This window comes from Paenibacillus sp. DMB20, from assembly GCF_000987955.1.
Classification (GTDB): Bacteria; Bacillota; Bacilli; order Paenibacillales; family Paenibacillaceae; genus Paenibacillus_AQ.
In genome coordinates, this window is sequence record NZ_LAZU01000017.1 from 25,892 (window position 1) to 51,678 (window position 25,787).

General features: G+C 50.8%; 25 protein-coding genes and 3 pseudogenes. 22 read left to right on the forward strand and 6 right to left on the reverse strand.

Going from position 1 to position 25,787, the window contains the following annotated elements:
* Window positions 1-34 precede the first annotated feature (34 nt).
* The gene (locus tag XI25_RS05650) at window positions 35-1,186 is read right to left on the reverse strand and encodes an MGDG synthase family glycosyltransferase (RefSeq protein WP_046677754.1); all 1,152 of its coding nucleotides are present in this window, start codon (window positions 1,184-1,186) and stop codon (window positions 35-37) included.
* A gap of 54 nt (window positions 1,187-1,240) precedes the next feature.
* On the reverse strand, window positions 1,241-2,260 hold the full coding sequence (locus XI25_RS05655; RefSeq protein WP_046677755.1) for a serine hydrolase domain-containing protein: 1,020 nt from the start codon (window positions 2,258-2,260) through the stop codon (window positions 1,241-1,243).
* A 377-nt stretch (window positions 2,261-2,637) separates the two neighbouring features.
* On the opposite strand from XI25_RS05655, the gene XI25_RS05660 reads away from it, so the two are divergent.
* The 17 genes and pseudogenes from XI25_RS05660 (at window position 2,638) to XI25_RS05740 (ending at window position 18,097) form a co-directional block, all read left to right on the forward strand.
* Window positions 2,638-2,826 (forward strand): hypothetical protein, encoded by a 189-nt coding sequence (locus XI25_RS05660; protein WP_046677756.1) that lies wholly within the window; start codon window positions 2,638-2,640, stop codon window positions 2,824-2,826.
* Window positions 2,827-3,088: 262 nt separating this feature from the next.
* Window positions 3,089-3,837: pseudogene (gene map, locus XI25_RS05665) on the forward strand (type I methionyl aminopeptidase).
* Window positions 3,838-4,205: 368 nt separating this feature from the next.
* Window positions 4,206-5,264, forward strand: coding sequence for a cytochrome c oxidase subunit II (gene coxB, locus XI25_RS05670; RefSeq protein ID WP_046677757.1), 1,059 nt, complete (start codon window positions 4,206-4,208; stop codon window positions 5,262-5,264).
* Between the two features lie 157 nt (window positions 5,265-5,421).
* Window positions 5,422-7,268, forward strand: a pseudogene (ctaD, locus tag XI25_RS05675) (cytochrome c oxidase subunit I).
* Window positions 7,265-7,891 carry a cytochrome (ubi)quinol oxidase subunit III gene (locus tag XI25_RS05680; RefSeq protein WP_046677758.1) on the forward strand — a complete coding sequence of 209 codons (627 nt, stop codon included), beginning with the start codon at window positions 7,265-7,267 and terminating at the stop codon, window positions 7,889-7,891. The pseudogene ctaD and the gene XI25_RS05680 overlap by 4 nt, the downstream one beginning before the upstream one ends.
* Before the next feature lie 3 nt (window positions 7,892-7,894).
* Window positions 7,895-8,218, forward strand: a complete 324-nt coding sequence (locus tag XI25_RS05685) for a cytochrome C oxidase subunit IV family protein (RefSeq protein WP_046677759.1) — start codon at window positions 7,895-7,897, stop codon at window positions 8,216-8,218.
* Window positions 8,219-8,393: 175 nt separating this feature from the next.
* Entirely contained in the window at window positions 8,394-9,302 is a 909-nt protein-coding gene (gene ctaG / locus XI25_RS05690; RefSeq protein ID WP_046677760.1) for a cytochrome c oxidase assembly factor CtaG, read from the forward strand.
* A 19-nt stretch (window positions 9,303-9,321) separates the two neighbouring features.
* Window positions 9,322-9,786, forward strand: a complete 465-nt coding sequence (locus XI25_RS05695; RefSeq protein WP_046677761.1) for a DUF420 domain-containing protein — start codon at window positions 9,322-9,324, stop codon at window positions 9,784-9,786.
* 196 nt (window positions 9,787-9,982) lie between these two features.
* Entirely contained in the window at window positions 9,983-10,705 is a 723-nt protein-coding gene (locus tag XI25_RS05700) for a hypothetical protein (protein WP_235439680.1), read from the forward strand.
* Window positions 10,706-10,760: 55 nt separating this feature from the next.
* Window positions 10,761-11,177 (forward strand): GntR family transcriptional regulator, encoded by a 417-nt coding sequence (locus XI25_RS05705; RefSeq protein ID WP_046677847.1) that lies wholly within the window; start codon window positions 10,761-10,763, stop codon window positions 11,175-11,177.
* Window positions 11,167-12,069 (forward strand): ABC transporter ATP-binding protein, encoded by a 903-nt coding sequence (locus XI25_RS05710; RefSeq protein ID WP_046677848.1) that lies wholly within the window; start codon window positions 11,167-11,169, stop codon window positions 12,067-12,069. The genes XI25_RS05705 and XI25_RS05710 overlap by 11 nt, the downstream gene beginning before the upstream one ends.
* 18 nt (window positions 12,070-12,087) lie before the next feature.
* Window positions 12,088-12,990: an ABC transporter ATP-binding protein gene (locus XI25_RS05715; RefSeq protein ID WP_046677762.1), complete on the forward strand. Its 903-nt coding sequence runs from the start codon at window positions 12,088-12,090 to the stop codon at window positions 12,988-12,990.
* Window positions 12,983-14,272, forward strand: coding sequence for an ABC transporter permease (locus XI25_RS05720; protein WP_046677763.1), 1,290 nt, complete (start codon window positions 12,983-12,985; stop codon window positions 14,270-14,272). The genes XI25_RS05715 and XI25_RS05720 overlap by 8 nt, the downstream gene beginning before the upstream one ends.
* A gap of 295 nt (window positions 14,273-14,567) precedes the next feature.
* The gene (locus tag XI25_RS05725; RefSeq protein WP_046677764.1) at window positions 14,568-15,104 is read left to right on the forward strand and encodes a sigma-70 family RNA polymerase sigma factor; all 537 of its coding nucleotides are present in this window, start codon (window positions 14,568-14,570) and stop codon (window positions 15,102-15,104) included.
* A 4-nt stretch (window positions 15,105-15,108) separates the two neighbouring features.
* A complete protein-coding gene (locus tag XI25_RS05730) occupies window positions 15,109-16,122 on the forward strand; it encodes a DUF4179 domain-containing protein (RefSeq protein WP_046677765.1) in 1,014 nt (337 codons plus the stop codon).
* Between the two features lie 206 nt (window positions 16,123-16,328).
* A complete protein-coding gene (locus XI25_RS05735; protein WP_046677766.1) occupies window positions 16,329-17,036 on the forward strand; it encodes a hypothetical protein in 708 nt (235 codons plus the stop codon).
* A 95-nt stretch (window positions 17,037-17,131) separates the two neighbouring features.
* Window positions 17,132-18,097 (forward strand): formylglycine-generating enzyme family protein, encoded by a 966-nt coding sequence (locus tag XI25_RS05740; RefSeq protein WP_046677767.1) that lies wholly within the window; start codon window positions 17,132-17,134, stop codon window positions 18,095-18,097.
* A gap of 109 nt (window positions 18,098-18,206) precedes the next feature.
* On the opposite strand, the gene XI25_RS05745 is transcribed toward XI25_RS05740, so the two are convergent.
* Genes XI25_RS05745 through XI25_RS05760 form a run of 4 tightly spaced genes read right to left on the reverse strand, consistent with a single transcriptional unit; the run spans window position 18,207 to window position 20,868 of the window.
* Entirely contained in the window at window positions 18,207-18,551 is a 345-nt protein-coding gene (locus XI25_RS05745) for an EamA family transporter (protein ID WP_046677768.1), read from the reverse strand.
* Window positions 18,535-18,888, reverse strand: a complete 354-nt coding sequence (locus tag XI25_RS05750; protein ID WP_046677769.1) for a DUF2304 domain-containing protein — start codon at window positions 18,886-18,888, stop codon at window positions 18,535-18,537. The genes XI25_RS05745 and XI25_RS05750 overlap by 17 nt, the downstream gene beginning before the upstream one ends.
* Window positions 18,885-19,589 (reverse strand): glycosyltransferase family 2 protein, encoded by a 705-nt coding sequence (locus XI25_RS05755; RefSeq protein ID WP_046677770.1) that lies wholly within the window; start codon window positions 19,587-19,589, stop codon window positions 18,885-18,887. Before XI25_RS05755 ends, XI25_RS05750 begins: the two co-directional genes overlap by 4 nt.
* Window positions 19,555-20,868, reverse strand: coding sequence for a glycosyltransferase family 39 protein (locus XI25_RS05760; protein ID WP_082112225.1), 1,314 nt, complete (start codon window positions 20,866-20,868; stop codon window positions 19,555-19,557). The genes XI25_RS05755 and XI25_RS05760 overlap by 35 nt, the downstream gene beginning before the upstream one ends.
* Before the next feature lie 179 nt (window positions 20,869-21,047).
* Here XI25_RS05760 and XI25_RS05765 point away from each other — a divergent pair, with 179 nt between their 5' ends.
* From XI25_RS05765 to XI25_RS05785, 5 genes and pseudogenes are all read left to right on the forward strand, one after another.
* Window positions 21,048-22,037: a LacI family DNA-binding transcriptional regulator gene (locus XI25_RS05765; protein WP_046677771.1), complete on the forward strand. Its 990-nt coding sequence runs from the start codon at window positions 21,048-21,050 to the stop codon at window positions 22,035-22,037.
* Window positions 22,030-22,908 carry a ribokinase gene (gene rbsK, locus XI25_RS05770; RefSeq protein WP_046677772.1) on the forward strand — a complete coding sequence of 293 codons (879 nt, stop codon included), beginning with the start codon at window positions 22,030-22,032 and terminating at the stop codon, window positions 22,906-22,908. Before XI25_RS05765 ends, rbsK begins: the two co-directional genes overlap by 8 nt.
* 1 nt (window position 22,909) lies before the next feature.
* Complete coding sequence (rbsD, locus tag XI25_RS05775) at window positions 22,910-23,308, forward strand: D-ribose pyranase (protein ID WP_046677773.1); 399 nt, start codon at window positions 22,910-22,912, stop codon at window positions 23,306-23,308.
* 16 nt (window positions 23,309-23,324) lie between these two features.
* Window positions 23,325-24,805 (forward strand): annotated as a pseudogene (locus XI25_RS05780) (sugar ABC transporter ATP-binding protein).
* 1 nt (window position 24,806) lies between these two features.
* On the forward strand, window positions 24,807-25,775 hold the full coding sequence (locus tag XI25_RS05785) for an ABC transporter permease subunit (RefSeq protein ID WP_046677774.1): 969 nt from the start codon (window positions 24,807-24,809) through the stop codon (window positions 25,773-25,775).
* The last annotated feature ends 12 nt before the right edge of the window (window positions 25,776-25,787 follow it).

Consider the following 25,787-nt stretch of genomic DNA (forward strand, 5'->3'; position numbering starts at 1 on the left):
AACGTATCCAGTTTCAAGCGGGAATATCCGCCGTTTACACGCCGGACAGCTCCAGCTCCCGCTTGGATTGAAGCAGATTGGCGAACAAATCGTCCACAATGGTTTCTGCGGCATGGGGCTTGGAGAGAGCGTCTATCCGGCGCTTGACGCTATCCAACGCTTCCCGATTTCTCAGGAGATGGCATATCCGTACGGCAAGATGCTCCGGATCGTAGGAGATGGTCGCGGCGCCTTTGCTCTCGAGGTATAGGGCATTGCCCCGCTCCTGCCCGGGTACGGGCCGATAGAGAAAAAGGGGAAGGCCGCAGGCGATGCATTCGGAGATCGTTATGCCTCCCGGCTTGGTAACCATGCAGAAACTCCTCTCCATCAGCCTGGAGATCCGTTCCACATAACCGAGAACATGAACATGCGGGCTATCTTTGAATGCGGCGGTCAGCTGTTCGCACAGCGGCTTGTTCCAGCCGCAAATAATGACGGTCTGAAGCTCGGGCTCGCATTCAAGCCTTTTGCCTATTTCCATGCAGTTCTGGATCGCGCCGTACGCGCCGCCCATGAGCAAAACCGTTTTCCTGCCGGGATCCAGACGGATATCCAGGGGCTCGGGATCCTGCCCGTTTTGGCGCAGATCAAAAAACGGCATCAGCGGGATGCCGCTGACGATAATTCGCTCGGAGGGAATCCCCCGTTCAATCGCTTCCCGTTTAAGGTCATCCGTAGCGACGTAATATCTGTCCACGCCGGGGTGGAGCCAGCGTCCATGAAGATCGTAATCGGTGAGGACGGTCACGACTGGAGCGGACTGCCCGCTTTGCCCGTTGGGCCGGGAGATGGTGACCTGCGGGAAAGTATGGATAATCAGATCCGGTTCTTCCCGGCACAGATACCGGCTTAATTTGGCGAGGCCAACCCGGTGAAGAAGAGTTCCAAAAAGCGAGTCCGGTTTCATATGCTTGGTTTTGTCGTAGATCCATCCGTATAAATACGGAAAGGATTTGAAGCTTTGCATGTATAAAAACTTGGTCATTTCATTCAAAAAAGGATGGGCCTCCGCCATCAAGTCCAAGAGGAGAACCTCCCTGACGCCCTTTCGCCGGAGCTGCGCTTCAATGGCGTGGGCAGCCTGCAGGTGCCCGCTCCCGTAACTGGCGTAAAGAATCAAAATCCGTGGCGAGGGTCTGTTCATGGGAATACCGCCTTTCATCTGTTGATTTACCAGTGAGAGCGATGGGAGGGAGCTTTATGCCATGATCGATTTCAATACAAATTTATCCAGCAGCATCCGCGGATTTTTCCAACGGGTTACGCGGCTGTCCTGAGTGAACACGATAACCGTGTCGAGGCCGGGGAACAGATAAAGCTGTTGTCCTCCGTGCCCGTGTGCGAGCGAGAACGGGTGTCCATCGATTTTTCCCGACCACCATTGGTATCCGTAGTCGCCAAAAGCGGGATAACCTTCCGCCTGCGGAGCCAGAGCTTCTTTAAGCCATCCTTCCGGAATGATCTCCGTATCCTTCCATTTCCCTCCGTTCATGCAGCAAAGACCGAATTTGGCCATGTCGCGGGACGTCAGGTACAGACCGATATGTCCCATGCTGTGCCCTTCGGGGCTTGGCGTCCATGCGGCGTGCCTGATGCCGAGCGGAACGAAAAGACGCTCGGAGGCGTATGAAAATGCATCTTTTCCCGCAGCCTCGCTGAGTGCGACGGACAGAAGATGGGAATCCGTGCTGCGGTATTGGAAGGTCCCCATATGCTCCTCGATGACGGGAAGGGAGAGGGCAAAGGAAGTCCAATTACGGGTCCGGTGAAGCTGATGTATCAGCGGTTCGCCTAGTTTCTTGCCCGTTTTCCAGGCAAAACCCGAGGTCATGGTCAGCAGGTGCCTGAAGGTGACCCGGTTCAGGAGGGGATGCCTTGTTTTTTTTGCGTACTTCCCGAGCAAGGGCAGAATGGGAGCGTCGAGCGGCGGCAAAAGCCCGTCCCCGGAAGCCATGCCGAACAGGACCGAGGTGAAGCTTTTGGTGGCTGAACGAAGATCGTTCAATGCCCCCGCATGATGGCCGTTGTAATACTGCTCGTAAATAAGGCTGCCGCCTCGGACCATCAGGAAGCTTTTCATTTTCGGATAACGGGAGATGATGGTCTGATGGGCTTCTTCCAAAACGTCCGTCCGGCATCCCTGCTCCTCGGGAGGCAGCGAAGGAAAGAGGGGGGCGGTCTGAGCCGGAGAGGTCAGCATGGCTGCCGGTTGCTCCATTTTGCAAAACGCTCCTTTCCTATAACCTTATACCGTAAGTATAAATTTCCGATAAACGAGTCATTTTTTCGTATATGCACAAATGGATAGTCAACTTTCTACCGATATTTTAACCAAAAAAGCGGGAAGCATCTTGCGGTAAAAAAATGAGTCAAAAAACATTTATTGGGAAAGATGAAACCGTCGGAGGAATATGATACAATATATAAATGATTCAGTTACTTGCTTATGTGGTAAGTATAGTGTCAGAGGTTTTGGTAAGTTGCTGAATATCAACCTATCACCAGAACTGCAGTCGGCTACAATTTAACAAGGTAGATCTTTTCGGCATTCTCTTAAACGGAGTTATTTATTTCCACGTTTTGGGAGGGATCATCATGGCAACGAAAGGTCACAATGAAGTTAAAGAAAGTCTGCGGGAAATGACACGAATTTTCCGGCCTAAAGATCCGAAAAAATTTGTAAAGGAGTATGTCCGGAAATACCATATTATGGGAGGCTATGAAGAAGAGCTTACGCTCGTCGTGGAGCATGAGCTTGGAAGAATGAACTCTTCCGTTTCGTAAAATGTTTAAGCCCGCCTAAGAGAAATGCCAACATGCATGCTAATTTATGACGTAAAATTTAAAACAGATAAACCTTTGGCCGTTTTCGGGGAAATCCCCGGAAACGGTTTTTTTGCGAATTCGGGCCTATACCTAACAGCAATAAGCGCCTTCGTTTTTCTCAGCGGATTCAGGGGCTTCTACTTGGCGCCCGCATACATATAGTGTATGGATACCCCCTGTTGCTCATGATAAGGGGTGGCTTGCAAAGGAGTGTGGGAGCATGAAAATATCGCTCAAGAGCAGGGAAGAGATAGGGTACATGCGGGAGGCCGGGCGAATTCTTGCGGCATGCCACCGCGAAGTAGCGAAGTGGGTTCGCCCGGGCGCATCCACGCTGGAAATCGATGCGAGGGTAGAGGATTATCTGAAAAAGGCCGGTGCCTCACCGGAACAGAAAGGGTATAAGGGATTTCCGTTTGCGACATGCGCTTCGGTTAACGACGTCGTTTGCCACGGCTTTCCCGGAACCCGAAAGCTTCGTGACGGAGACGTCGTGACGATCGATATTGTCGTCAATAAAGACGGCTGGCTTGCGGATTCGGGGTGGACTTATGCCGTCGGGACGACCGCTCCCGAAATAACGAGGCTTATGGATCATACGCGTGATGCGCTTTATAAAGGAATAGGAATGGCAAGGGCCGGCCAAACCCTTGGCGATATAGGAAGCGTGATCGAGCAGTCGGCCATTGAAGGAGGGTTCGGCCTGGTGAAGCCGCTCGTCGGGCATGGCATCGGCCGGAAACTGCATGAGCCGCCTGACGTTCCGGGTTACGGCAGTCCGGGTAAGGGCAAAAAGCTGAAGGAGGGCATGGTATTCACGATCGAGCCCGTATTTACGCTCGGGCCGTCCGGCGCGTCCTCTGGAGCGATGACGGCTGGACGATCTCGACCGCCGACGGAAGCGTGGGCGTTCAGTACGAGCACACCATCGCGATTACCCGGGAAGGCGCGATGATTTTGACGGAGTAGAGTAAGAGGGAAGGGACCCCTTCTCTCTTTTTGCATGGGCAAAAACCGTTTCAAAATGTGACTTTTGTCCATATATATACATAATGTCTACTATCCTGGAAATTATCGATGTCAAGGCCGCCAAAGCGCCTTGATCGATGTATGCAAACAATGAAAACGATTGCAAATCCAGATACGGCGCGACTTTGTCATCTTTTCGAACAATTTGTGAACTCCTTGTGAATGATTGACAAAAGGTAGCCTTAAACTTATATTTAATAAGTGATTGCTTTAATTGACAGGATTACTTCATCCGTGATACTGCAGGTAGATTACCGCTGTTCGCGCCGGATGGTAGTCTACGAAAATCGGAAAAGTGGGGTAGATCAATGATGAAACGGTGGCAGGCTGTAAAGCGTCTCCTTCCTTTGTTGGCCGTGTTTTCTTTGCTCTTGTCCGGCTGCGGCCGCGAAGACTTGTCAGCACTGAATCCGCAGGGTCCTGTAGCTGAAGGGCAACTGGGTTTGATCAAGCTTTCCATCGCAATCATGACTCTGGTAGTCATTGTTGTATTTGCGATTGGGATATACGTGTTGATTAAATTCCGCAGAAAAAAGGGACAGAACGAGGTTCCGGAGCAAGTGGAAGGGAACCACAAGCTTGAAATTATCTGGACAGCCATACCGCTGGTCCTCGTAATCGTGCTTGCAATTCCTACGATCCAGCAGATTTTTGCGTACGGCGACGGGCCGAACGACTGGAAAGACAAGAATGCGCTTCAGGTAAAGGTAACGGCACACCAATTTTGGTGGGAATTCGAGTATCCGCAATACGAGGGATTAAAAACGGCGCAGGAATTGCTGATCCCCGTGGACAAGAAAATCGCGCTGGAACTGAAAACGGCTGACGTGCTGCACTCCTTCTGGGTACCGGCCCTCGCAGGCAAAATGGATACCAACACGGACGGCACCATTAACCATATGAGCCTTAGTACTCCAAAACCTGGTACATACATCGGCAAATGCGCCGAATTGTGCGGACCGTCTCACGGCTTCATGGAATTCCGCGTGAAAGCGGTTGAGCCTGAAGACTTTGAAAAATGGGTTGAAGCAAACAAAGCGCCGGCTGTGCTTCCGGAGGATAAACAGCTCGCCGAGAAATTCAAAACGAACTGCCTCTCCTGCCACGCCGTGGGCGACCAAGGCGGATTTTCGGCTCCCAACCTGACGGGAATCGGATCGCGTGAAACCATAGCGGGAATCTTGCTGAATGATACGAACGGTGCAAAAGGCTCCAAACCGGTAAAAGACAACCTTGTGGAATGGCTGAAAGATCCTAAGGGGGTTAAACCCGGCAACCTGATGCCTGCTCCGAAAGATCTCGGATTCAGCGATGAAGAGATCGAGCAGATCGCCGATTATTTGGCGAATTACAAGTTGGAGTACTAATGGAAGGAGTTCCGAAAAGCGCGGTTTCGGCTTTTCGAACAACCTCTAATACAGCAAGAATTTTATAAGGGGGTACAAAACCTTGGCTCATGCTCATGCTCAAGCCCAAGCCCATGTTCATGCTAAGGCCCACGGCGCCAAGCGCTACACCGGGCTCATGGACTGGTTGACAACGGTTGACCACAAAAAAATCGCAATATTATACCTGGTGGCGGGCGGACTGTTCTTTGGCATCGGCGGCATTGAAGCGATTCTCATTCGCTTGCAGCTGATTAAGCCGATGAACGACCTGGTTTCGGCGCAGGTCTTTAACGAACTGATCACCATGCACGGCACGACGATGATTTTCCTCGGCGTTATGCCGGTTATCTTCGCACTGATGAACGCGGTGATTCCGCTCCAGATCGGCGCGCGCGACGTAGCGTTTCCGTTTCTGAACTCGCTTGGCTTCTGGACATTCCTGTTCGGCGGTCTTCTGCTGAACTTAAGCTGGATTATGGGCGGGGCCCCGGATGCGGGCTGGACGGCATATACGCCTCTATCCTCGACGGATTACAGTCCAGGACGCGGGGTTGACTTCTACACGATCGGCCTTCAGATCGCCGGTCTCGGTACCTTGATCGGGGGCATCAACTTCCTGGTAACGATCATTACGATGCGTGCTCCGGGCATGTCCTTCATGAGAATGCCGATGTTTACCTGGACGTCTTTCATTACGTCCGTCATGATCTTGTTCGCGTTTCCTGCAGTAACCGTTGGCCTGGTTCTTCTGAGCTTCGACCGGATTCTCGGAGCCAACTTTTTCGATGTTGCGGGAGGCGGCAACCCGGTGCTCTGGCAGCATATTTTCTGGATCTTCGGACACCCTGAAGTTTACATCTTGATCCTGCCGCCTTCGGCATTATTTCGGAAGTGATTCCGACCTTCTCCCGTAAACGGCTGTTCGGTTACAGCTCCATGGTGTTTGCTACCATCCTGATCGCCTTCCTCGGCTTCATGGTTTGGGCTCACCATATGTTTACGACGGGACTCGGTCCTGTGGCGAACGCGCTGTTCTCCATCGCAACGATGCTGATCGCGGTTCCGACAGGCATTAAAATCTTTAACTGGCTTTTTACCATGTGGGGCGGCCAAATCCGCTTCACCAGCTCGAACCTGTTCGCCATCGGATTTATTCCGACTTTCGTTATGGGCGGGGTTACGGGTGTCATGCTGGCTGCGGCGCCTGCCGACTACCAGTATCATGATACGTATTTCGTCGTTGCCCACTTCCACTACACGATCGTTGGCGGTCTGGTATTCGGACTTTTTGCGGGTCTGCACTACTGGTGGCCGAAAATGTTCGGACGCGTGCTTAACGAAACCATTGGCAAGCTGACCTTCTGGTTCTTTGCCATCGGCTTCCATATGACGTTCTTCATTCAGCATTTCCTTGGTTTGATCGGGATGCAGCGCCGTATCTTTACGTATCTGCCGAACCAGGGCTTTGACACGATGAACCTGGTCAGCACGATCGGGGCGATCCTGATGGGAATCGGCGTGCTCCTGTTCCTGGGCAATACGATTTCGTCGCTCACTAAGCCTAAGAATGCGCCTGCGGATCCGTGGGGAGACGGCCGTACGCTGGAGTGGACGATTCCATCTCCTCCTCCGGAGTACAACTTCAAGCAGACTCCGCTTGTTCGCGGAATCGATGCTTTCTGGAAAGAGAAAATGGCAGGCAACAAGGAAATGACGCCGGCTGAGCCGATCGGTGCGATTCACATGCCGTCGCCTTCGATTTTGCCGTTCGTGATGTCTCTGGGCCTCTTTATTGCAGGTCTCGGCTTTATGTTCAGCAACGAACAATTCTCGAACTCTTTTATGAGTTTGATCTTCAATAATTACATCGTTTTGGCCATCGGTCTGATTATCACCTTCGGAGCCATGATCACGCGCTCCCTGGTCGACGACCACGGCTATCACATTGAACCGGAAGAACTGGAAGAGGAGGGTAAAGCATGACATCCGCACACGCAGAACATGTAAACGGAAAGCTTCCTCACGAGCCGGAAAAAGCGACCCTTGAGGGCCGCAACAAAACGCTTGGCTTTTGGCTCTTCCTTGGCGGAGAAGCCGTACTCTTCGGTACGCTGTTCGCGACGTTCCTTGCTTTGCGCAATCAAAACGCCGACGGTCCTACGGCCGCCGAATTGTTCTCCCTGCCGATTACGGCAGTAGCCACGCTGATCCTCCTGGTCAGCAGCTTGACGAGCGTATTCGCGATTCAGGCGATGCACCGTCACAACCTGAAGTCGCTTAAAACCTGGCTTATCGTCACGGTTGTTCTCGGCCTTGGGTTCCTGGGGCTGGAGATTTACGAGTTCTATGAGTATGTTGCGCACGAATCATTCGGTATGACGACGAGTGCATTCTCATCCGCATTCTATACGCTGGTTGGTTTCCACGGCGCCCACGTGGCGTTCGGCGTTGTATGGATCAGTCTGTTGATCGGACAGCTGTTCACCAAAGGGTTAACCGTGGTGACGGCACCAAAAGTTTATGTGTCCGCAATGTACTGGCACTTTATCGACGTGGTATGGGTGTTCATTTTCTCGGTCGTATACCTTCTCGGAAAGGTGGGCTAAGGAATGACTGCAGATCAACAACAATCGGAACGTCATGCGATTAAACACCGCCATCGCGTGGAAGGTCCGCAAAAGCACATTATCGTCTTTATCTTTTCGATTGTGCTGACAGCTATAGCTTTTGCTGCGGTGGCTGCGGGTGGTATCAATCCGGCTTTCACCATCATTTTGCTGCTGATTATGGCTGTGCTCCAAGTGTTTGTGCAGATGGGGTACTGGATGCACTTGAAGGATAAGGGCCATCTGATGCCGATCATCTTTATGATCGGCGGGTTCTTCGTGGCCAGTACGGCCATCGTCATGGCTTTATATTGGGTTTGGTGGTAAAATCATAAAGAGGTGGCTTGCGCCACCTCTTTTTTTCAGAATAACAGAAGATGTGTGATCATTCTGCAGAAACGGTTACCGTTCACGTTGGTGGACGGAAAAGCCGTTTCTCTTCCGTTAAGGGCCGTTGTCACAATTTAGACAGAATTTTACCCGGTAATAGGAGGTTTTCGGCATGCTGGGTTTAGAATATTTTAGCTTTGCAGAGAAGTGGAGTCCCTTCTTTCTTGCGTTCATGCTCCTGGTTACCGCAGGGTATTTCCTCCTGATCGGTCCGCTGAGCAGTCGCTTTGAAGGGAGCGAGCCTGTGTCTGTAGGCAGAAAAACGCTTTTTCTGATGGGGATGCTGGCGATGTACATGGCCCAGGGCGGACCCATTGACCTGTTGGGACATACGATGTTTTCTTTTCATATGGTAAGCATGGCCATGTCTTATCTGGTTGCGACGCCGCTTCTGATTTTGGGCATTCCCGTGTGGTTGTGGCGGTCATTGGACCGGATCAATCCGTTTAAGAAGCTGCACGTATTGGCACGTCCGGTCGTGTCCGCGGTCGTGTTTAACGGCTTGTTCTCGTTTTATCATTTCCCGGCCGTACACGATTATGTCATGCTGAATTTCTGGGTTCACCGATTCTACTATCTCATCTTGTTCATTGCCTCGCTGCTCATGTGGTGGGCGATCATTCAGCCGATCCCGGAAAAGGACAAATCATCGGGCCTGATGAAAATGGGCTACATTTTTCTGAACATGGTACTGCTGACGCCTGCATGCGCTTTGATCATTTTCTCGAGCGAACCGATGTATGCCACCTACAGCGATCCAAACACCTGGGCCAAAGCGATGGGGTACTGCGTACCCGGCGATCCGTCGGTTCTGCTGGAGCGTTTCGGGGGTCCGTCCTTTTTCGGTTACCTGGAACCGGGCATTGATCAGCGAGTCGGCGGCATCATCATGAAATTTTTCCAAGAGGTCATTTTCGCTTCGATGCTCGCTTATGTATTCTTCCATTGGTACAAGCGGGAGAACAAAGAGGATGATCCGCTTCCTGCGGAAATGCCCGACAGCAAATTGAATCAAGCGTAAGAGCTAAGGGGGATGTTCCATGGATTTGTACACGCTGTTTCCCACTATCAGCACGACGTTTATCGTGATCAGCGCGGTGCTTGTCGCGATCGGCTGGGGACTCATCATTAAGGGTAAGCGCGATGCGCACAAAAAGGTCATGATCTGGGCTGCGGTTGCGGCGATTATCTTTTTCATTATCTATTCTTCCCGAACCGTATTTATCGGAAACACGTCCTGGGGAGGACCGGATGACCTGAAGCCTTATTATCAGGTGTTCCTGATATTCCATATTGTATTGGCCACGGTAGCTGCCGTATTCGGTATTACGACGCTTACCCTCGGGTTTAAGGAGAAATTCTCCAAGCACCGGAAATGGGGCCGCGTCACATCGATCATCTGGTTTTTCACTGCGATTACCGGCGTAGCCGTCTATACGCTGCTTTACGTGATGTATCCCGGGGGCCATACGCAGCCGGTATGGAACGTCATTTTCGGCTTGTAAAAGATCAGAATAAATGAGTGCCAAGGAATTGATGGGATCCGGCAGCTTAAGCTGCCGGATTTTTTGTGCGCATGTTTCGATGAAATGGAATATTCAGGGTTGACACTCCCATATCTACACTATATACTGTGTATAAAGATATACACAGTAAGCACAGGTGAGTCACCTATATGAACCACAGGGGAAGGTGAGGAGATTGCAGACCGTCAGACAGGCGATGAGAATCGTCTCGAAAGAGTTGAAGAATGACAAGCTGCAAATCATATGGACGATATTATTTATGCTCTACATGGGTTTGGTCATTAGTTTTTTTATAAACAGCCTGTTTGAAGAGAGGTTCTATAATCCCTTCGCCGATTTTTTAATGATTATGTTCGGTTCCATGCTGGGATACAGCTTTTCGAGAAGGTCGTTCAAGTATTTGAGCGAGGATTCTTACACCCAGGTGCTGTATTATTACCGGAGCATTCCGGTTCCAACGGAAGCCGTCATCGTAAGCCGAGCTATTTTCGGAATCGCCTCCTTTGCGGTAAACAGCGTCGTATTTTTTGGACTCATTTATTTTATTGCCGCGGATCTTAGGACCGCGCTGAACCTGGCGGCCTACGTTTCCTTCGGGCTTACGTGGGTCGGGATTGGGATATTAGTCAACGGATTGTACATTTATTTCGAAAATTTAATCAGCGGAAAAGCGTACTTCTGGATGACCATGCTCCTCCTTGTCCTCATCGGATTCATTATTTTGGTCTTGTTCCTTATCGGATTAAGATTTAGCCTGTTTTACTATGTTGCGGATGCTTCGAAAAAATGGGAGCTGCTGTCACCGGTCATGTGGGGTTCTCTCCTCATCGGCCTGGCCGGTTACGCCGGCATGTGCCGGTTGACTTACAAGCACATGCTGGTAAGAGATCTATCCTGAACATGCAGGGGAGCGACGGCCCATTAAAATATGAAAACGAGGTGAGGTGAAAAAGGTGCGAATCCCGATACAAATCAACGAGCACAGCGCGGAACCTTTGTATCACCAGATTGAGACGCAGCTCAGATCCTTGATCATCAGCGGACAGATAGGGGAGGGGATGCTTTTGCCGTCCATCAGAGAATTTGCCAGCGGTCTAAATTGCAGTGTTATAACGGTACGCCGGGTGTATCAGGATTTGGAGAGCGAAGGTCTGCTCCGGACCCGCCAAGGGACAGGCACCTTTGTCGCCGGCGTGGGGGACCAAACCCGCGAACGTTTCAAACGGGATACGGTTATCGAAGCGCTGGAAGCCGCGGTTGACACGGGGCTTTCCGTCCATTGCAGCGAGGAAGAGCTGAAAGCTATTTTTATGGAGATTGTTCGGAAGAAATATCATCAGGGGAAGGAACGTGAATCCGGTGGAAAATAACGTGATCGAATTGCGTAACGTTATTAAGCGGAGACGAACCAAACATGTGGGACCCCTGAATCTGTCGATTCCCGAAGGGTATATCATCGCCCTCGTCGGACCGAACGGATCGGGCAAGAGCACGATGTTGAACATGCTGATCCAGACGGTGTTGCCGGATGAAGGCGAGATCGGCTGGTTTGGAAAGCAGTTCCCGAAAGGTCTTCCGCTGGATATCCGAAGACAGATCGGATTCGTGCCGGAGCAGCTTAGCTCGGAGGAGAGATACATGACGGCTGACGAAGCCGCATCGTTCCGCTCTCTATGGTACGACAGCTGGGACGGGTACTATTTTGACGAGCTGATGTCCAAATTCGGCGTTCCCCGTGAGGTCAAGCTGCGCAAGATGTCAAAGGGCGAACGGCGAAAGTTTGAAATCGCCGCAGCCTTGGCGCCGCGACCGAAACTGCTGCTGCTGGATGAACCTTCCTCGGGCCTTGATCCGTTTGCCTGGAAGCTGATGATGGACCAGCTTCGGGGCTGCATGAAGGACGGGAGCACCACGATTATATTGTCCACCCATATCGTGGACGAGATCCGGAGACTGGCCGATTACATTGTTCTGATGCATCACGGAAAGATGCTCGGGATGGTCGAGAAGGATAGTCTGCTGGATAATTGGAAGGAATGCTGGATTGCGGGCGATGCTTCCGTGGTGAGCGAACTTCCCGGAGTCGTCAGCATGCTGCAGGAGGGAGCGAACAGCATTTCTTTTGTAACCACGGAATGCCTTGAGGTGGAGCGGATTCTTCACTCGGCGGGAATGAGCTTTTTAAAGACAAGAGGTTTGGAATTGGATGAAGTGTTAAGTTTGTGGATTGATGGAAACACGCCTGCCGGCGTACGGCAATAAGGAGAGGAGACAGGAGATATGCAGCGATTGCATTTGGAAGACGTGGTGAAGATTTACGCGGATAAAACGGCGGTAAATCGGATCTCACTACAGGTGAACGAGGGCGAGATTTACGGCCTGCTCGGAGCGAACGGAGCGGGAAAGACAACGACGATGCGGATGGTTCTCGGGCTGATCTATCCGGATGAAGGCAATATCCGATATAACGGCAAGCCTTATAACAATGAGCTTCGCCGGATCATGGGATACCTTCCGGAGGAACGCGGGCTGTATCCGAAAGTAAAGGTTAGCGAGCAGATCTCATATTTGGCCCAGCTTCGCGGCATGTCCGCAAAGGATGCGGATAAAAGCCTTCGCTACTGGCTCGACCGGTTTGAGGTTCCGGAATACTACAACAAGAAGATCGAAGAGTTGTCCAAGGGAAATCAGCAGAAGATGGGATTCATTGCCGCAGTTGTTCATCGTCCGCAAATCCTGATCCTCGACGAGGCATTCAGCGGCCTTGACCCGGTAAACGTGGAGCTTCTGAAGTCAACGGTAAAGGATCTGCGGGATCAAGGAACCAGTATCTTGTTCTCGACTCACCGGATGGAGCATGTGGAGGAGCTGTGCAAAAACATTACCATCCTCCACCGTTCCAATACGGTGCTCCAAGGCAGCCTAAAGGATATCAAAAGCCGCTATCCGCGTGAAGAAGTGGCTCTCGGTACATCGGGCGAGGTCAAGGGGCTGGAATCCATCAACGGCGTAACCAAGGTGGATCGCCTGGAAGACGGCTACTTGATACGGATCAGCAATGTGGATGCAGCGCAGGATATTTTGAATCTGGCGATGTCGCAAAGCGTGATTCACCGGTTTGAAGTGAAGGAACCGACACTGAATCAAATATTCATTAAGGCGGTGGGTGAATCCAATGAGTAATACATGGACGGTAATCCGGTTTACGTTTATGAACAAGGTCAGAACCAAATCGTTTATCGTAACGACCTTGATCTTTGCACTTTTGATAACCATTGGCATTAATATCCCGTATTTCATTCAATTGTTCAGCGGGGATAAAGCGGATGAAGCGACCCGGATCGGTCTCGTATACGGGGAACAGCAGACGATTGCGGAGGACTTGAATAAAACGCTTCCCGACATAACCCAAAATTATGAATTTATAAAATATGACGCGTATGATGAAGCCGTTCTGAACAAGGATGTGGCTAAGGGAGACATTGAAGGTTATATCCGGTTTGAAGCAAAGGAAGAGAGCAAATTCCCGACGGTTGTATACAGCTCGGAAGACGAAACCCTCGACCCTGAGCTCCATTCCGCGCTTCAGGCCGCCCTGCAGGGACCGAAAACGCGAAGCGTTGTCGAGGGTCTTACATTAACGGACGAACAGATTAACGAAATCAACACGCCGGTTCAGATCGATACCCGCAGTGTTGAAAGTCAAGGCGCCGGAGGCACGGGTGCTGCCGACAACGATACCAAAGACAATCCTGTCAATTATGTAGTGGTGTATGCGTTGGTGATCCTGTTCTTTATCACGCTGATGGGAACAGGCAACATGATTGCATCCGAAGTTACAACCGAGAAGAGCTCCCGCATTATGGAAATTTTGATTACGAGCGTATCTCCGCTCAGTCAGATGTTCGGCAAAGTTATCGGGATGTTCCTGCTTGGCATCGCCCAGATTGCCACCTTTGGCGTAGTGGTTGTCATCAACCTGATGCTGCCGCACAACATGGATGCCTTGTCTTCGCTGAATATCGACCTCAGCGCGATTGACCCGATGCTGCTCGTGTTCGGTATCGTATTCTACATCTTCGGATACTTCCTGTATGCCGTGCTATATGCTGCTATCGGTTCGATTGTCAGCCGTACCGAGGATCTTGGACAGGCGATTATGCCGCTGACCATGGTTTCGCTCGCTGCCTTCTACATTGCGATTTTCAGCCTGAGTGCTCCGAATTCGGCGCTGATGAAGATATCGTCTTATATTCCGTTTATATCACCGACATCCATGATCGTACGGATCGGCTTGGCAAGCCCGCCGTTGTGGGAGATTATCGTTTCCCTCGCGATTTTGATCGTTTCCATCTTTTTCTTCGGCTGGCTGTCCGCAAAAATCTACCGCACCGGCGTTCTGATGTACGGCAAGCGCCCAACCTTCAAAGAGCTGGGTAAAGCGATGAAGGCATACAAAATGTAGGGTGCTTCCACACAGCTGTTGTGAGTAATGGTTATAAATGAGACGGAATTTAGTTTTAGATGAGACTTTTTATATCGTAAAAATAGACTAAAAATGGAAAGACCAGCTAAATGAGATCCTTGATTTAGCTGGCCTTTTTTCTGTTCAGAACAAAATATGAAAATAAACCTGTTTAATCCTTGTTATTAAACAAGTTAAAAATCATCTTCAAAGGATTTAACACTGATAGGTTTATGCCTTTTCATTCGTATTACATAGTAGACTTAAATCAACAGCGTAAGGGAGGGCAGCGTTTGTGAGAATTACAGAAGCCAACGTTGTACAACAAATTAAAAAACGCAATGAAAAAACCATTGCATTCCTTATTCAAACGTACGGGGGCTTGATCTCAGCGATCATTAAACGCCACGTGCATTACAATCAGCAAGAATATGAGGAATGCTTAGATGATGTGCTGTTAGCCATTTGGCAGCATATCGATGCATTTGACGAAGAGAAGAATACATTCAAGCAGTGGATTGCCGCCATTGCAAAGTATCGTGCAATTGACTACCAGCGAAGAATAATCAAAACTCAGCAGAAATTTATAAGCGCTGAAATAACGGATGATATGTACAGAGAACGGCCTCAGTCTCAACAACAAGACGTAGCAGAAATGTTAGCCCATCTTTCTTCTACGGATCGGACTATTTTTGAAAAGTATTATTTAGAAGGTGTCTCGACAAGCGAAATGGCACAGCAAATGAACGTGAAGGAATCCTGGATACATAACAAGCTCTCACGAGGGCGTAAAAAGCTGAGACAGGTTGTATTTTCTAAAAACGAGGTGTAAATTCATGTCCACTTATAAAAAGTTAAACGATATGCAGATTGACGTATCCCAATATGAGGAGGAGCAATTAACCGAACTGGAACAAAAACGGTGGGAAAAACGCGTAAATACAAAGCTTCACAAACAGAAAAAAAGCAGATCGAAAAAGTGGATCGTGGGTACGGTCGCGGCCTCCGTTTTGGCAATAGGTCTGAGCATTCCTTTTGGAGGCGTTTCGCTGGCTAAGGTACCTTTTGTAGGAGGACTCATCGAACAGTTCATTGATCAGAATAACCCTCCTAATTATTCAACCTATAAAACAGCTATTGGAGAAACGTCTGAGAATAAATACGGCAAGATGACTTTAAATGAAGTGCTGGTCGATACAGACAGTCTCCTCATCAGTTCGACCTTTGAGCCGGCCCAAGGCATCTCTTTCAACTATCAGACTCATTTATTTCCGACGGTCCTGGTCAATGGTCAAAATCTTACGGTAATCAGGGGAACGCAGTCTATTGAAGTGAATGATGATATGTATACCATTTACGGAGATATCAAGCTTAGCGAGCTGCCAACCGAAGGGCCGCTTCAAATCAAACTCACCTATGATACCATAAGCAAGAGTTTCAAAGATGATGTTGTGATCGAAGATCCATGGGTATTTGACATCAAGGCATCCACGGATCAAATGATGAAAGATACGAAAACCGTTCAATTAGACAAAACCATCACACTCCATAACGGAGAAAAAGTGAAGCTTAATAAAATCGTTTCCTCCCCTGTTTCGACCGTACTTTATTATAATCTGACGCGGGGCTCGGAAAATACACACTTCAAACTCGTTTCAGCTACCGGTGAGGAATTGGAGGCTAGAGTAACGTATGCTCACGATAGTGGAGAACCGTCTTACAGCCGTTTTGACCCGGTTGATTTAGAAAATGGAAAGTTCTCTCTTGTTCCTATCAATAGTGATAACGCGGTAACTGATCGCGAAGTAGTTGATTACAAGGAAGTAGGACCGTCTGTTCCGATTAAATAATCTTGCAAACGGGGAGTACTTCCTGACAATCCCCCACATGTGAGTAATATATAATTGAGGCTCAGAACAAATGGCCTGCCTTATCAAAAAATTGATTTGGCGGGCTTATTTATTTTCTTTACAGGCATCCGAACAATCACGCGCGACCGTGGAAATTCATACTGTAAGCATAATATGGGCGCTTCTGAGGAGAAGGGGGAGAATTCATGATGCTGCTTGATATGAAACAAGGGGATGTTAATGGGGACGGCGTGGCGGACAATGTATACTTAATCGGCAATAAAGCCAGTGAAACTGCGGTTTTTGCGGATAACATTACCCTTGTGGTTCAGGATGGACGCACGGGTGAGAACACAATCGTCAACTTCAAAAATAACGCGGGGTATAATGCAAGGCTGTTCCTTGGGGATTTTTCCAAGGATAATGTGCCGGATGTGCTCGTAAGCATTGATTCCGGAGGCAGCGGCGGATATGGCTTCTTCTACATTTATTCGTTCCGGAGCAATATAGTTCGGACTTTGTTTGACGTAGACCTATATAATAAAGAGTATGTTTTCAGGGTAAATTATGAGGATTTTTACAAAGTAAGCGTAGGGAGCCCCCGGCTTAATGTGCTTTTTACAATAGACATCAGCTATAAAGGTTATGACTATTTATCGCAGTTTTATGATGAAGGCGGTAAACTGAAACAACCGATTCAGGGGGAGGTACTTGCGTTAGGCGCGGTATACCCCGTTGTTACCGATCCGAAAAGTTTGAGTTATGATTTGCTGGCAATTCAGCGTATTATCGGGACGACGAACGCGGATACGTTAGGTTTTGTCGAAAACTTTTTGACGTGGAACGGGATCCGGTTTGAATCCTCGAGGTTAACGGTGTCTATACCGGGTACGCCGTTAGCAATTCATTTTTAGAGTATCTTAGAGCGATTTTCCTCTGCCATCCTTGCGGATTGTCCGGCAGGTATCGTATTCTTAAAAAAAAGATCTGAAATTTTGGAGGCATTCCATTGTACAAACCATCATCCTGCTGCGCAGGCGGAAGAGAACAAATCACATTTCGCGACGAACAGAAAACGCTATCGGATGAGGTGAAACTGCCCGGAGCCGATAGACCGTTCGGCAACAACCTGGTAACGATTCCCGGAGGCGCGTTTACGATGGGGACGGATACCAAGGAAGGCTTTCCCGCGGATGGGGAAGGGCCGGTACGGCAAGTTGAACTGGATTCTTTTCAAATGTCTCCGCATGCGGTGACGAATGCCGAGTTTAGGGCTTTCGTGGATGCCACGGGATACGTAACGGAAGCGGAACGTTTTGGATGGTCTTTTGTCTTTCATCTGCTGGTCTCGGAAGAAACCAAGGAGAAGGTGGCTGATGTACCGTGGGAAGTGCCGTGGTGGTTCGTGGTTGAAGGGGCCCATTGGGCGGCTCCGGAGGGACCGGATTCGGATGTCAGAGACCGGTTGGATCACCCTGCCGTTCATATTTCCTGGAATGATGCGGCTGCTTATTGCAAATGGGCCGGGGGCCGCCTGCCGACGGAGGCCGAATGGGAGTATGCGGCCCGCGGCGGGCTGGAGCGGAAGACGTATCCCTGGGGGGACCTGCTGAAGCCGGACGGCGAGCACCGATGCAACATATGGCAGGGGAAGTTCCCGACCCGGAATAGCGCGCTTGACGGGTACGTCGGCACGGCGCCGGCGGACGCTTATGAGCCGAACGGATATGGACTTTATAACATGTCGGGAAACGTATGGGAATGGTGCAGCGACTGGTTCAGCCCGGCATACCACCGCCAAACGGATGCCCGAAACCCGGAATATAAGCAGCCGATCGGCCGGCGCTCCATGCGCGGAGGCTCATACCTGTGCCACCGATCCTATTGCAACCGGTACAGGGTGGCGGCGCGCAGCTCCAATACGCCGGACAGCTCGACCGGGAACATGGGCTTTCGGATGGCGCGTTCCTTGTAATCGAAAAAAAGGCCGCCCACAAAAAGTAAACCGACCCGGTGCCTCCTTGGTACCGGGTCGGTTGCATGCTAAAGGGTAAAATTAGAGGACGGCTTGATCGAAGGCACCCTTATTTCACGATCAAATAGGCTCCGAATATGATCACGGCCATCCCGGCTAGTTTCGTGAGCGTAATCGTCTCGTTAAACAGAAAATAAGCTGGCAAAATGGCCAGGACGTAAGCAAGGCTCTGCAGCGGATAAGCAACGCTCAGCGGAAGCCGGGATAATACGATAAACCACAGAACCGTCGCAAATCCGTATAGAACGAGGCCGCTCCAGATATATGCGGAAGACAGCAGCTTGGCCAAGTGAAGTCCTCCGCTGTTCTGTATGCCGAGCTTGAACAAAATTTGCCCGAACACGAGGAGCACGATGTTGAGAAACAGGTAGACATAACTAATGATTGCTTTCACTGGAGGCAGATTCCCTTTCTTTAAGAATGGTAACTTCCTGAGTCAGACGCAATACTTGTTGATTCAGCTTCGAAATCACGATCGTCAGGTGAAGGATGAAGACGAAGCAGAATAACAATCCAAAAAGAAAAAGGAGCGCGGGCGCATATTCGATGTTCAGCCAACCCGCAAGCTTTTCAACCAGCCGCACGTTCATCGAGATGATGAGCTGCAAAATGCCCATCAGAATCCACAGAAGGGAATATTGCTCCTTAAGTTTTTGGCGCCGGACCAGTTCGAGAATAGTGAGAAGAAATGCAGCGCTGAACAAGATGGATAACGGATAAATATTCATCATGGCTGAGTTTTCACCCCGTTGAAGCGCAAAGCGCTCATAACAACCGACAGCGTCACCTTTATCATATAATATACCGATTTCATCGGAGTGATGGAAGATTTTCCGGTTTCCCGCTGCCGCATCTCCGCCTTGACTTCCGTAATTCTGCAGCCGCTGCGCGTAAGGTAAACGATGGATTCGACCTCCGGATAATCGATCGGATAATAATCGGCATACAGCTCGATTACTTTTCGCCCGGCAGCCCGGAAACCGCTGGTGGTATCGGTGAACCGCTGCCTTGTGACGAGGCTCACCAGAAACGAAAAGAAGCGAATCCCGATCAGGCGCATGGGCGAAGAACGGTAATCGGTTTTCTCGAGAAAGCGGGAGCCTATCACCAGATCATGATCCCCTATCTTGGATAACAGCCGGGGAAGATCCTTGGCCGAGTGCTGGCCGTCTGCGTCCATTTGCACGGCGACGTCGTATCCATGCTCGCGGGCGTACAAATAACCGGTCTGCATTCCCCCTCCAATCCCCACGTTAAACGGCATATTCAATACCCGGGCACCCGCGGAAGCCGCGACAGCGGCCGTATGGTCCGTGGAGCCGTCATTGACCACAAGAATATCCGCCGAAGGCATATGGCATGAAATCTCGCCGATCACTTGCCGGATGCTCTGTTCTTCATTGTAGGCCGGAATGATAATCAAGACTTTCACCGATCATGCCCCCCTTTGATTTTTTATTTTTGTAATTTGGATACATAAGCATGAGTTGATCGACAACAAACCCCGCAAATATCATGAAAAAGAAGATCGTTGGATAGCCGTACCTTGACATCGCGACGAAAGGAAGATGGATGGCCGTGAAATAAGCGAAGGTCAACAAGGCCGGAAGCATCGGTTTCCAGGATCTTTTGAATCCTGCCCAGACGATGCCTAACAGGCCTGCATAGACCAAAATGGTTTGTACGATCTCGACATAGGCTTTTTTGATCGAAAAAATATCCCGCAAATAAAAGGGAACCATATATAACGAATTAAACCTTCCGATCGTGTAGTGATACAGATACGTCATAGGTTCTTGGGAGAAGCCGTATTTAAGAATGTCCAACCCTTTTTTAACGGCACTTTCGTCAGCCCCCATGAAAATGGTCTCCGGATCATACTGGGGATAAACAGCAAAAAAGCCTGCAGGCGGCAGCTGATAGTCGATTCTTGTCCCTAAGAGAAAAGGACTTCCTCCCGAGCTTGTAAACAAAATAAAGTCTCCGAACGTCTCCATATTGCGGATCCACCATGGAATCAGCAGAATGATGTAGGAAATGACGATCGTTAAAGTATACCGTACCATCTCTTTAAAGGAATACCGGTGCGCCAGCCATAAAAAAAGCATAATGGCAGGGTATAGCGAAGCTTGGGGCTTGAAGTAGGCCGCGGCGGCGGTTAAGACGCCGACGGCGATGTACCAGGATGTTTTGCGGTAATGAACGGCCAAAATCATGGAACACAGCAGCATGAAAACGACAAACCGGTAAGTTCCCTCGGTCAGCACGGAGCCCGATGTGAAGTAATCCGGCAGATACAAAGCGCTCAACAGGGTTGCGATTACGGCTGCCCGATGATTGAACGTATACCTGGCTATGAAATAAATCAGATAGATGCAAAGTGCCTGCAATAGAGCCTGAAAAACGCGAAAAGCGGTTACTCCGCCCTCATCGCCGAAAACCGCCATAAACCCGCTCAATATCAGGGGCAGGCCCGGCATGATGAAGGCCGAAGGCTCGTCCCCAGAGTTGTAAACCAAGGTTCCTTCATGTAAGAGAACCCGCGAGGTATGAATGTATTTCACATCATCGTTGTTGAGCTTTTCCGGATCGCCCAGGAGAAGGCGGTCATGATGGGTGATCGAAATGATGGTGGACAGCAGAAACACAAATAAAGAGACGAGCAGCAGAAATCGCCTTGTTGCAGGTTCTTTAAGATAACTTGAAAACAACAGTATGTACCTCCGACTTTTTTAAACCCTCTTAATATATATAACATTTAATAGCATGAAAAAGTTCCAAGTTTTGCAAATAACACAAAATATCCCACTATAAAAACGCTTGCAGTAAAAAACAAGATATGATATCTTATACCTGTAACCGGTTACACAGCAGATGAGGTGATTTCGGAATGGCAACGATTAAAGATGTGGCAAATCAGGCAGGCGTCTCGGTGGCAACGGTTTCCAGGGTACTGAATGAAAACGGCTACGTTCATGAGGACACCCGCCGGAAGGTGGAAGAAGCCATCCGCCAGCTGAATTATTCGCCCAATGAAGTGGCTCGTTCTTTATACAAAAAGAAATCCAAATTAATCGGATTGCTGCTTCCGGATATCACGAACCCTTACTTTCCGCAGCTTGCCCGGGGGGTTGAAGACCGCCTGCAGGAGAATGAATACCGGCTGATCTTCGGCAACAGCGACGAGAGCCGGCAGAAGGAAATGGACTACATCCAGACCTTCGTCCAGAACAACGTGGTCGGCGTCATTTCATCCACGAACGACCCGGATGCAGACATTTACGCGGGACTGAAGATTCCCGTCGTATTTCTGGACCGGACCTCCAATGACAGCCCATCTGTTTACGCGGACGGCCGGGAGGGCGGCAGACTGGCCGCACGGGAGATGGCAAAGCGCGGCAGCAAACGGATTACGGTCATGCAGGGACCGGTGAGCGTCCGGCCCGCGATGGACCGTTTTGAAGGAGCCGTGGAGGTTCTCAAGGAGCTTGGCGTTCCCTTTGACGTATTAAAGACGACATCCTTTTCATTTACCGAAGCGGAAGGCTGGGCCAAAGAATTGTTTCGTCAATATCCCGATACCGACGGCGTGATCGCAAGTAACGATATCGTGGCTTCGGCCGTGCTGCAGGAAGCGTTTCGGTTGGGGAAAAGGGTGCCGGAAGACATACAAATCGTCGGCTTTGACGACATTCCGCTAAGCAGGCTGCTTACGCCGTCATTGTCCACGATCCACCAGCCCGCCTACGAGATGGGCCGGGAGGCGGCAGGCCTGCTCATGCAATTGATCGAAGGATCGCATGTGGAACATAAGATCATACAATATTCCGTTCAGTTCATAGAACGTCAGACGACAAGAAAGGTGGATTACGATGGCTAAAATCACGGTAGTAGGAAGCTCGTCCATGGACCTGGTCGTGACCTCGTCCAAACGTCCGGGCGCGGGGGAAACGGTGCTCGGCGACCATTTCAAGACGGTGCCCGGAGGAAAAGGCGCCAATCAGGCCGTAGCTGCGGCAAGGCTCGGCGCGGAGGTAACGATGATCGGCTGCGTCGGCGACGATCATTTCGGCCAAATCATTTTAGACAATTTCAAGTCCAACGGTGTTGCTATCGACTATGTGGAACCGGTTACAGGTATGGAGAGCGGCACGGCCCATATCGTGCTGGCCGAAGGAGACAACAGCATCGTAGTGGTCAAGGCAGCGAATGATTGCGTGACTCCGGCATACATCGAGAAGGCCGTGGACGTCATCCGGCAATCGGATATCGTCATCATCCAGCAGGAAATTCCGGAGGAGACGGTCGTCTATGTCAGCGAGCTGTGCGCCAAGTTTAACGTGCCGCTTATGCTGAATCCCGCGCCGGCGCGTCCGGTGCCGGCATCCGTCGTGGAACAGGCGTCATATATTACGCCCAACGAACATGAAGCGGCCGTTCTTTTCGGCGAGGAGCCGCTGGGCGAGGTGCTGCGGCGCTATCCGAACAAGCTGTTCGTGACGGAGGGCAAGCGCGGGGTCCGGTATTTCGACGGCGACGAGGAGACGATCGTTCCGGGTTATGCCGTCGAAGCGGTGGACACCACCGGAGCGGGGGACACCTTTAACGGAGCCTTTGCGGTGGCGCTGGCGGAAGGAAAGAGTTTGAAGGATAGCCTGAAATTCGCGAACCGCGCGGCTTCCCTGTCGGTCACGAAGTTCGGGGCCCAAGGCGGCATGCCGACCCGCAGCGAAGTGGAAGGGAGTCTTTAAGATGAAAAAGAAAGGGATCCTGAACAGCCACATTGCCAAAGTATTGGCCGATTTGGGGCATACGGACACGATCGTGGTGGGAGACGTCGGTCTCCCGATCCCTCCGGGGGTTGCGAAGATCGACCTGGCCCTGACGTTCGGACTGCCGAGCTTCCGTGAAGTGGTGGATGCCATAGCCGAAGACATGGTTATCGAGAAAGTGACCATCGCGGAAGAGATCAAGTCGGCAAATGTGGAAACACTGAACTATATCAACGATAAATTCCAAAATTGCGATATCGAGGCTTGCCCGCACGAGCGGCTTAAGGAGCTGACGCGGAACGCGAAGGCGGTGATCCGCACGGGAGAAGCGAAGCCGTACGCAAATTGCATTTTACAGTCAGGCGTCCATTTCGGTTAAAAAAGGAGGAAGCACCATGAACATTGAGATGAGAAACATTCATAAATCCTTCGGTACGAACCGCGTGCTGACCGGCGTGGACTTTGATCTCCGCGAAGGAGAGGTGCATGCCCTGATGGGAGAGAACGGCGCCGGCAAATCCACGCTGATGAATATATTGACCGGGCTTCACAGCCGGGATGAGGGAACGATCGTGATCGACGGAGAGGAAACCTACTTCTCGAATCCGAAGGAAGCGGAAGAGAAGGGGATTGCTTTTATCCACCAGGAGCTGAACGTCTGGCCGGATATGACGGTTCTGGATAACCTGTTTATCGGGAAGGAAATGACGTCTCAGCTCGGATTTTTGAACATGAAACAAATGAAAGCGCTAGCGAAGGAACAATTCGGCAAGCTCGCTGTAACGATTCCGCTGACGCAGGAGGCGGGGGAATGCTCCGTCGGCCAGCAGCAAATGATCGAGATCGCCAAGCGCTTATGACTAACGCCAAGATCATTATCATGGACGAGCCGACGGCGGCGTTGACCGAGAGGGAAATCGGGAAGCTGTTCGAAGTGATTCGATCCCTGAAAAAAGAGGGCGTATCCATTGTATACATTTCGCACCGGATGGAGGAGATCTTCGCCATCTGCGATCGCATTACGGTCATGCGGGACGGCAAGACGGTGGACACGAAACCCATTTCGGAGACGAACTTCGACGAAGTCGTCAAGAAAATGGTCGGTCGGGAGCTTACCGAGCGTTATCCGGCACGGCATCCTTCTCCCGGCGAAGTGGTTCTCGAAGTGAAAAACATATCGGGCAAAGGCCGTTTCGAGAATGTCAGCTTTTCCGTACGGTCCGGCGAAATCGTCGGCGTATCCGGTCTGATGGGAGCGGGGCGCACCGAAATGATGAGGGCGATCTTCGGCCTCGATCGGCTGGACGGCGGCGAGATATGGATCCGGGGCAAAAAGGTAAGCATCAAGAAGCCGGACGATGCCGTCAAGCATGGAATCGGGTTCATTACGGAAGACCGGAAGGACGAAGGGCTGGTGCTCGATTTCTCGGTACGGGAGAACATGGCTTTGACCAATCTGTTCAGCTTCTCTTCCAAAGGCTTTATTTCCGGGAAGAAGGAGCAGGAATTTGTGGATGCGCTTACCAAGCGTCTGCAGATCAAAACGCATACGACCGAAACGGCCGCTCGCGATCTGTCGGGGGGCAACCAGCAAAAGGTCGTCATTGCCAAATGGATCGGGATCGGGCCGAGCGTACTCATCCTGGATGAGCCGACGCGGGGCGTGGACGTAGGCGCCAAACGGGAAATATATCAGCTGATGAACGAGCTTACCGAACGCGGCGTGGCGATCATCATGGTCTCCTCGGAGCTGCCGGAGGTGCTCGGCATGAGCGACCGCATCCTCGTCGTTCATGAAGGAAGAATAACCGGTGAAGTGGACCGGGAACATGCCACGCAAGAACACATCATGACTCTAGCTACGGGAGGACAGTAACATGACAACAGTAAACAGCGCAAAGGCGGAAAAAGGTTTCAAGGTCTCCGGTCTGACGCAAAAGCTCGGTCCGCTGCTTGGATTAATCATTCTTGTCGTCATCGTCTCCGTTTTGAATCCGGGTTTTCTGGAACCGCTTAACATTTTGAATCTACTTCGCCAGGTATCGATTAACGCCCTGATTGCTTTCGGCATGACGTTTGTCATTCTGACCGGCGGCATCGACCTGTCGGTCGGCTCCATTCTGGCGCTGTCCAGCGCGTTTGTCGCCAATATGATGGTGGCCGGCTTTGACCCGATCCTTGCCATTATTATCGGCTGCGCGCTTGGCGGCGTGATGGGGATGGTTAACGGCATCATGATTACCAAGGGGAAAATGGCGCCTTTTATCGCCACGCTTGCAACCATGACGATTTTCAGAGGGTTGACTCTGGTTTACACCAACGGCAACCCGATTACGGGTCTCGGCGACAGCCTGACATTCCAGTTGTTCGGACGCGGTTATCTGTTCGGCATTCCGGTGCCTGCGATTACGATGATCCTTACGTTTGCCGCACTGTGGGTGATCCTGCATAAAACCTCGTTCGGACGCAAAACGTATGCGATCGGCGGCAACGAAAAAGCTTCGATCGTGTCGGGCATCAAAGTGCCGCGCGTGAAAATCATGATTTACTCCCTTGCAGGCATGCTCTCCGCCTTGGCCGGCGCGATTCTGACGTCCCGCCTGAATTCCGCGCAGCCTACCGCAGGTACTTCCTACGAGCTCGACGCCATCGCGGCGGTCGTCCTCGGCGGAACCAGCCTTTCCGGCGGCCGCGGGCGGATCGTCGGCACGCTGATCGGCGTGCTCATCATCGGAACGCTGAATAACGGTTTGAATCTGCTGGGCGTCAATTCCTTTTATCAGATGGTCGTCAAGGGCGTCGTCATTGCGATCGCCGTGCTGCTCGACCGGAAGAAATCGGCTTAAGGGGGAGAACTA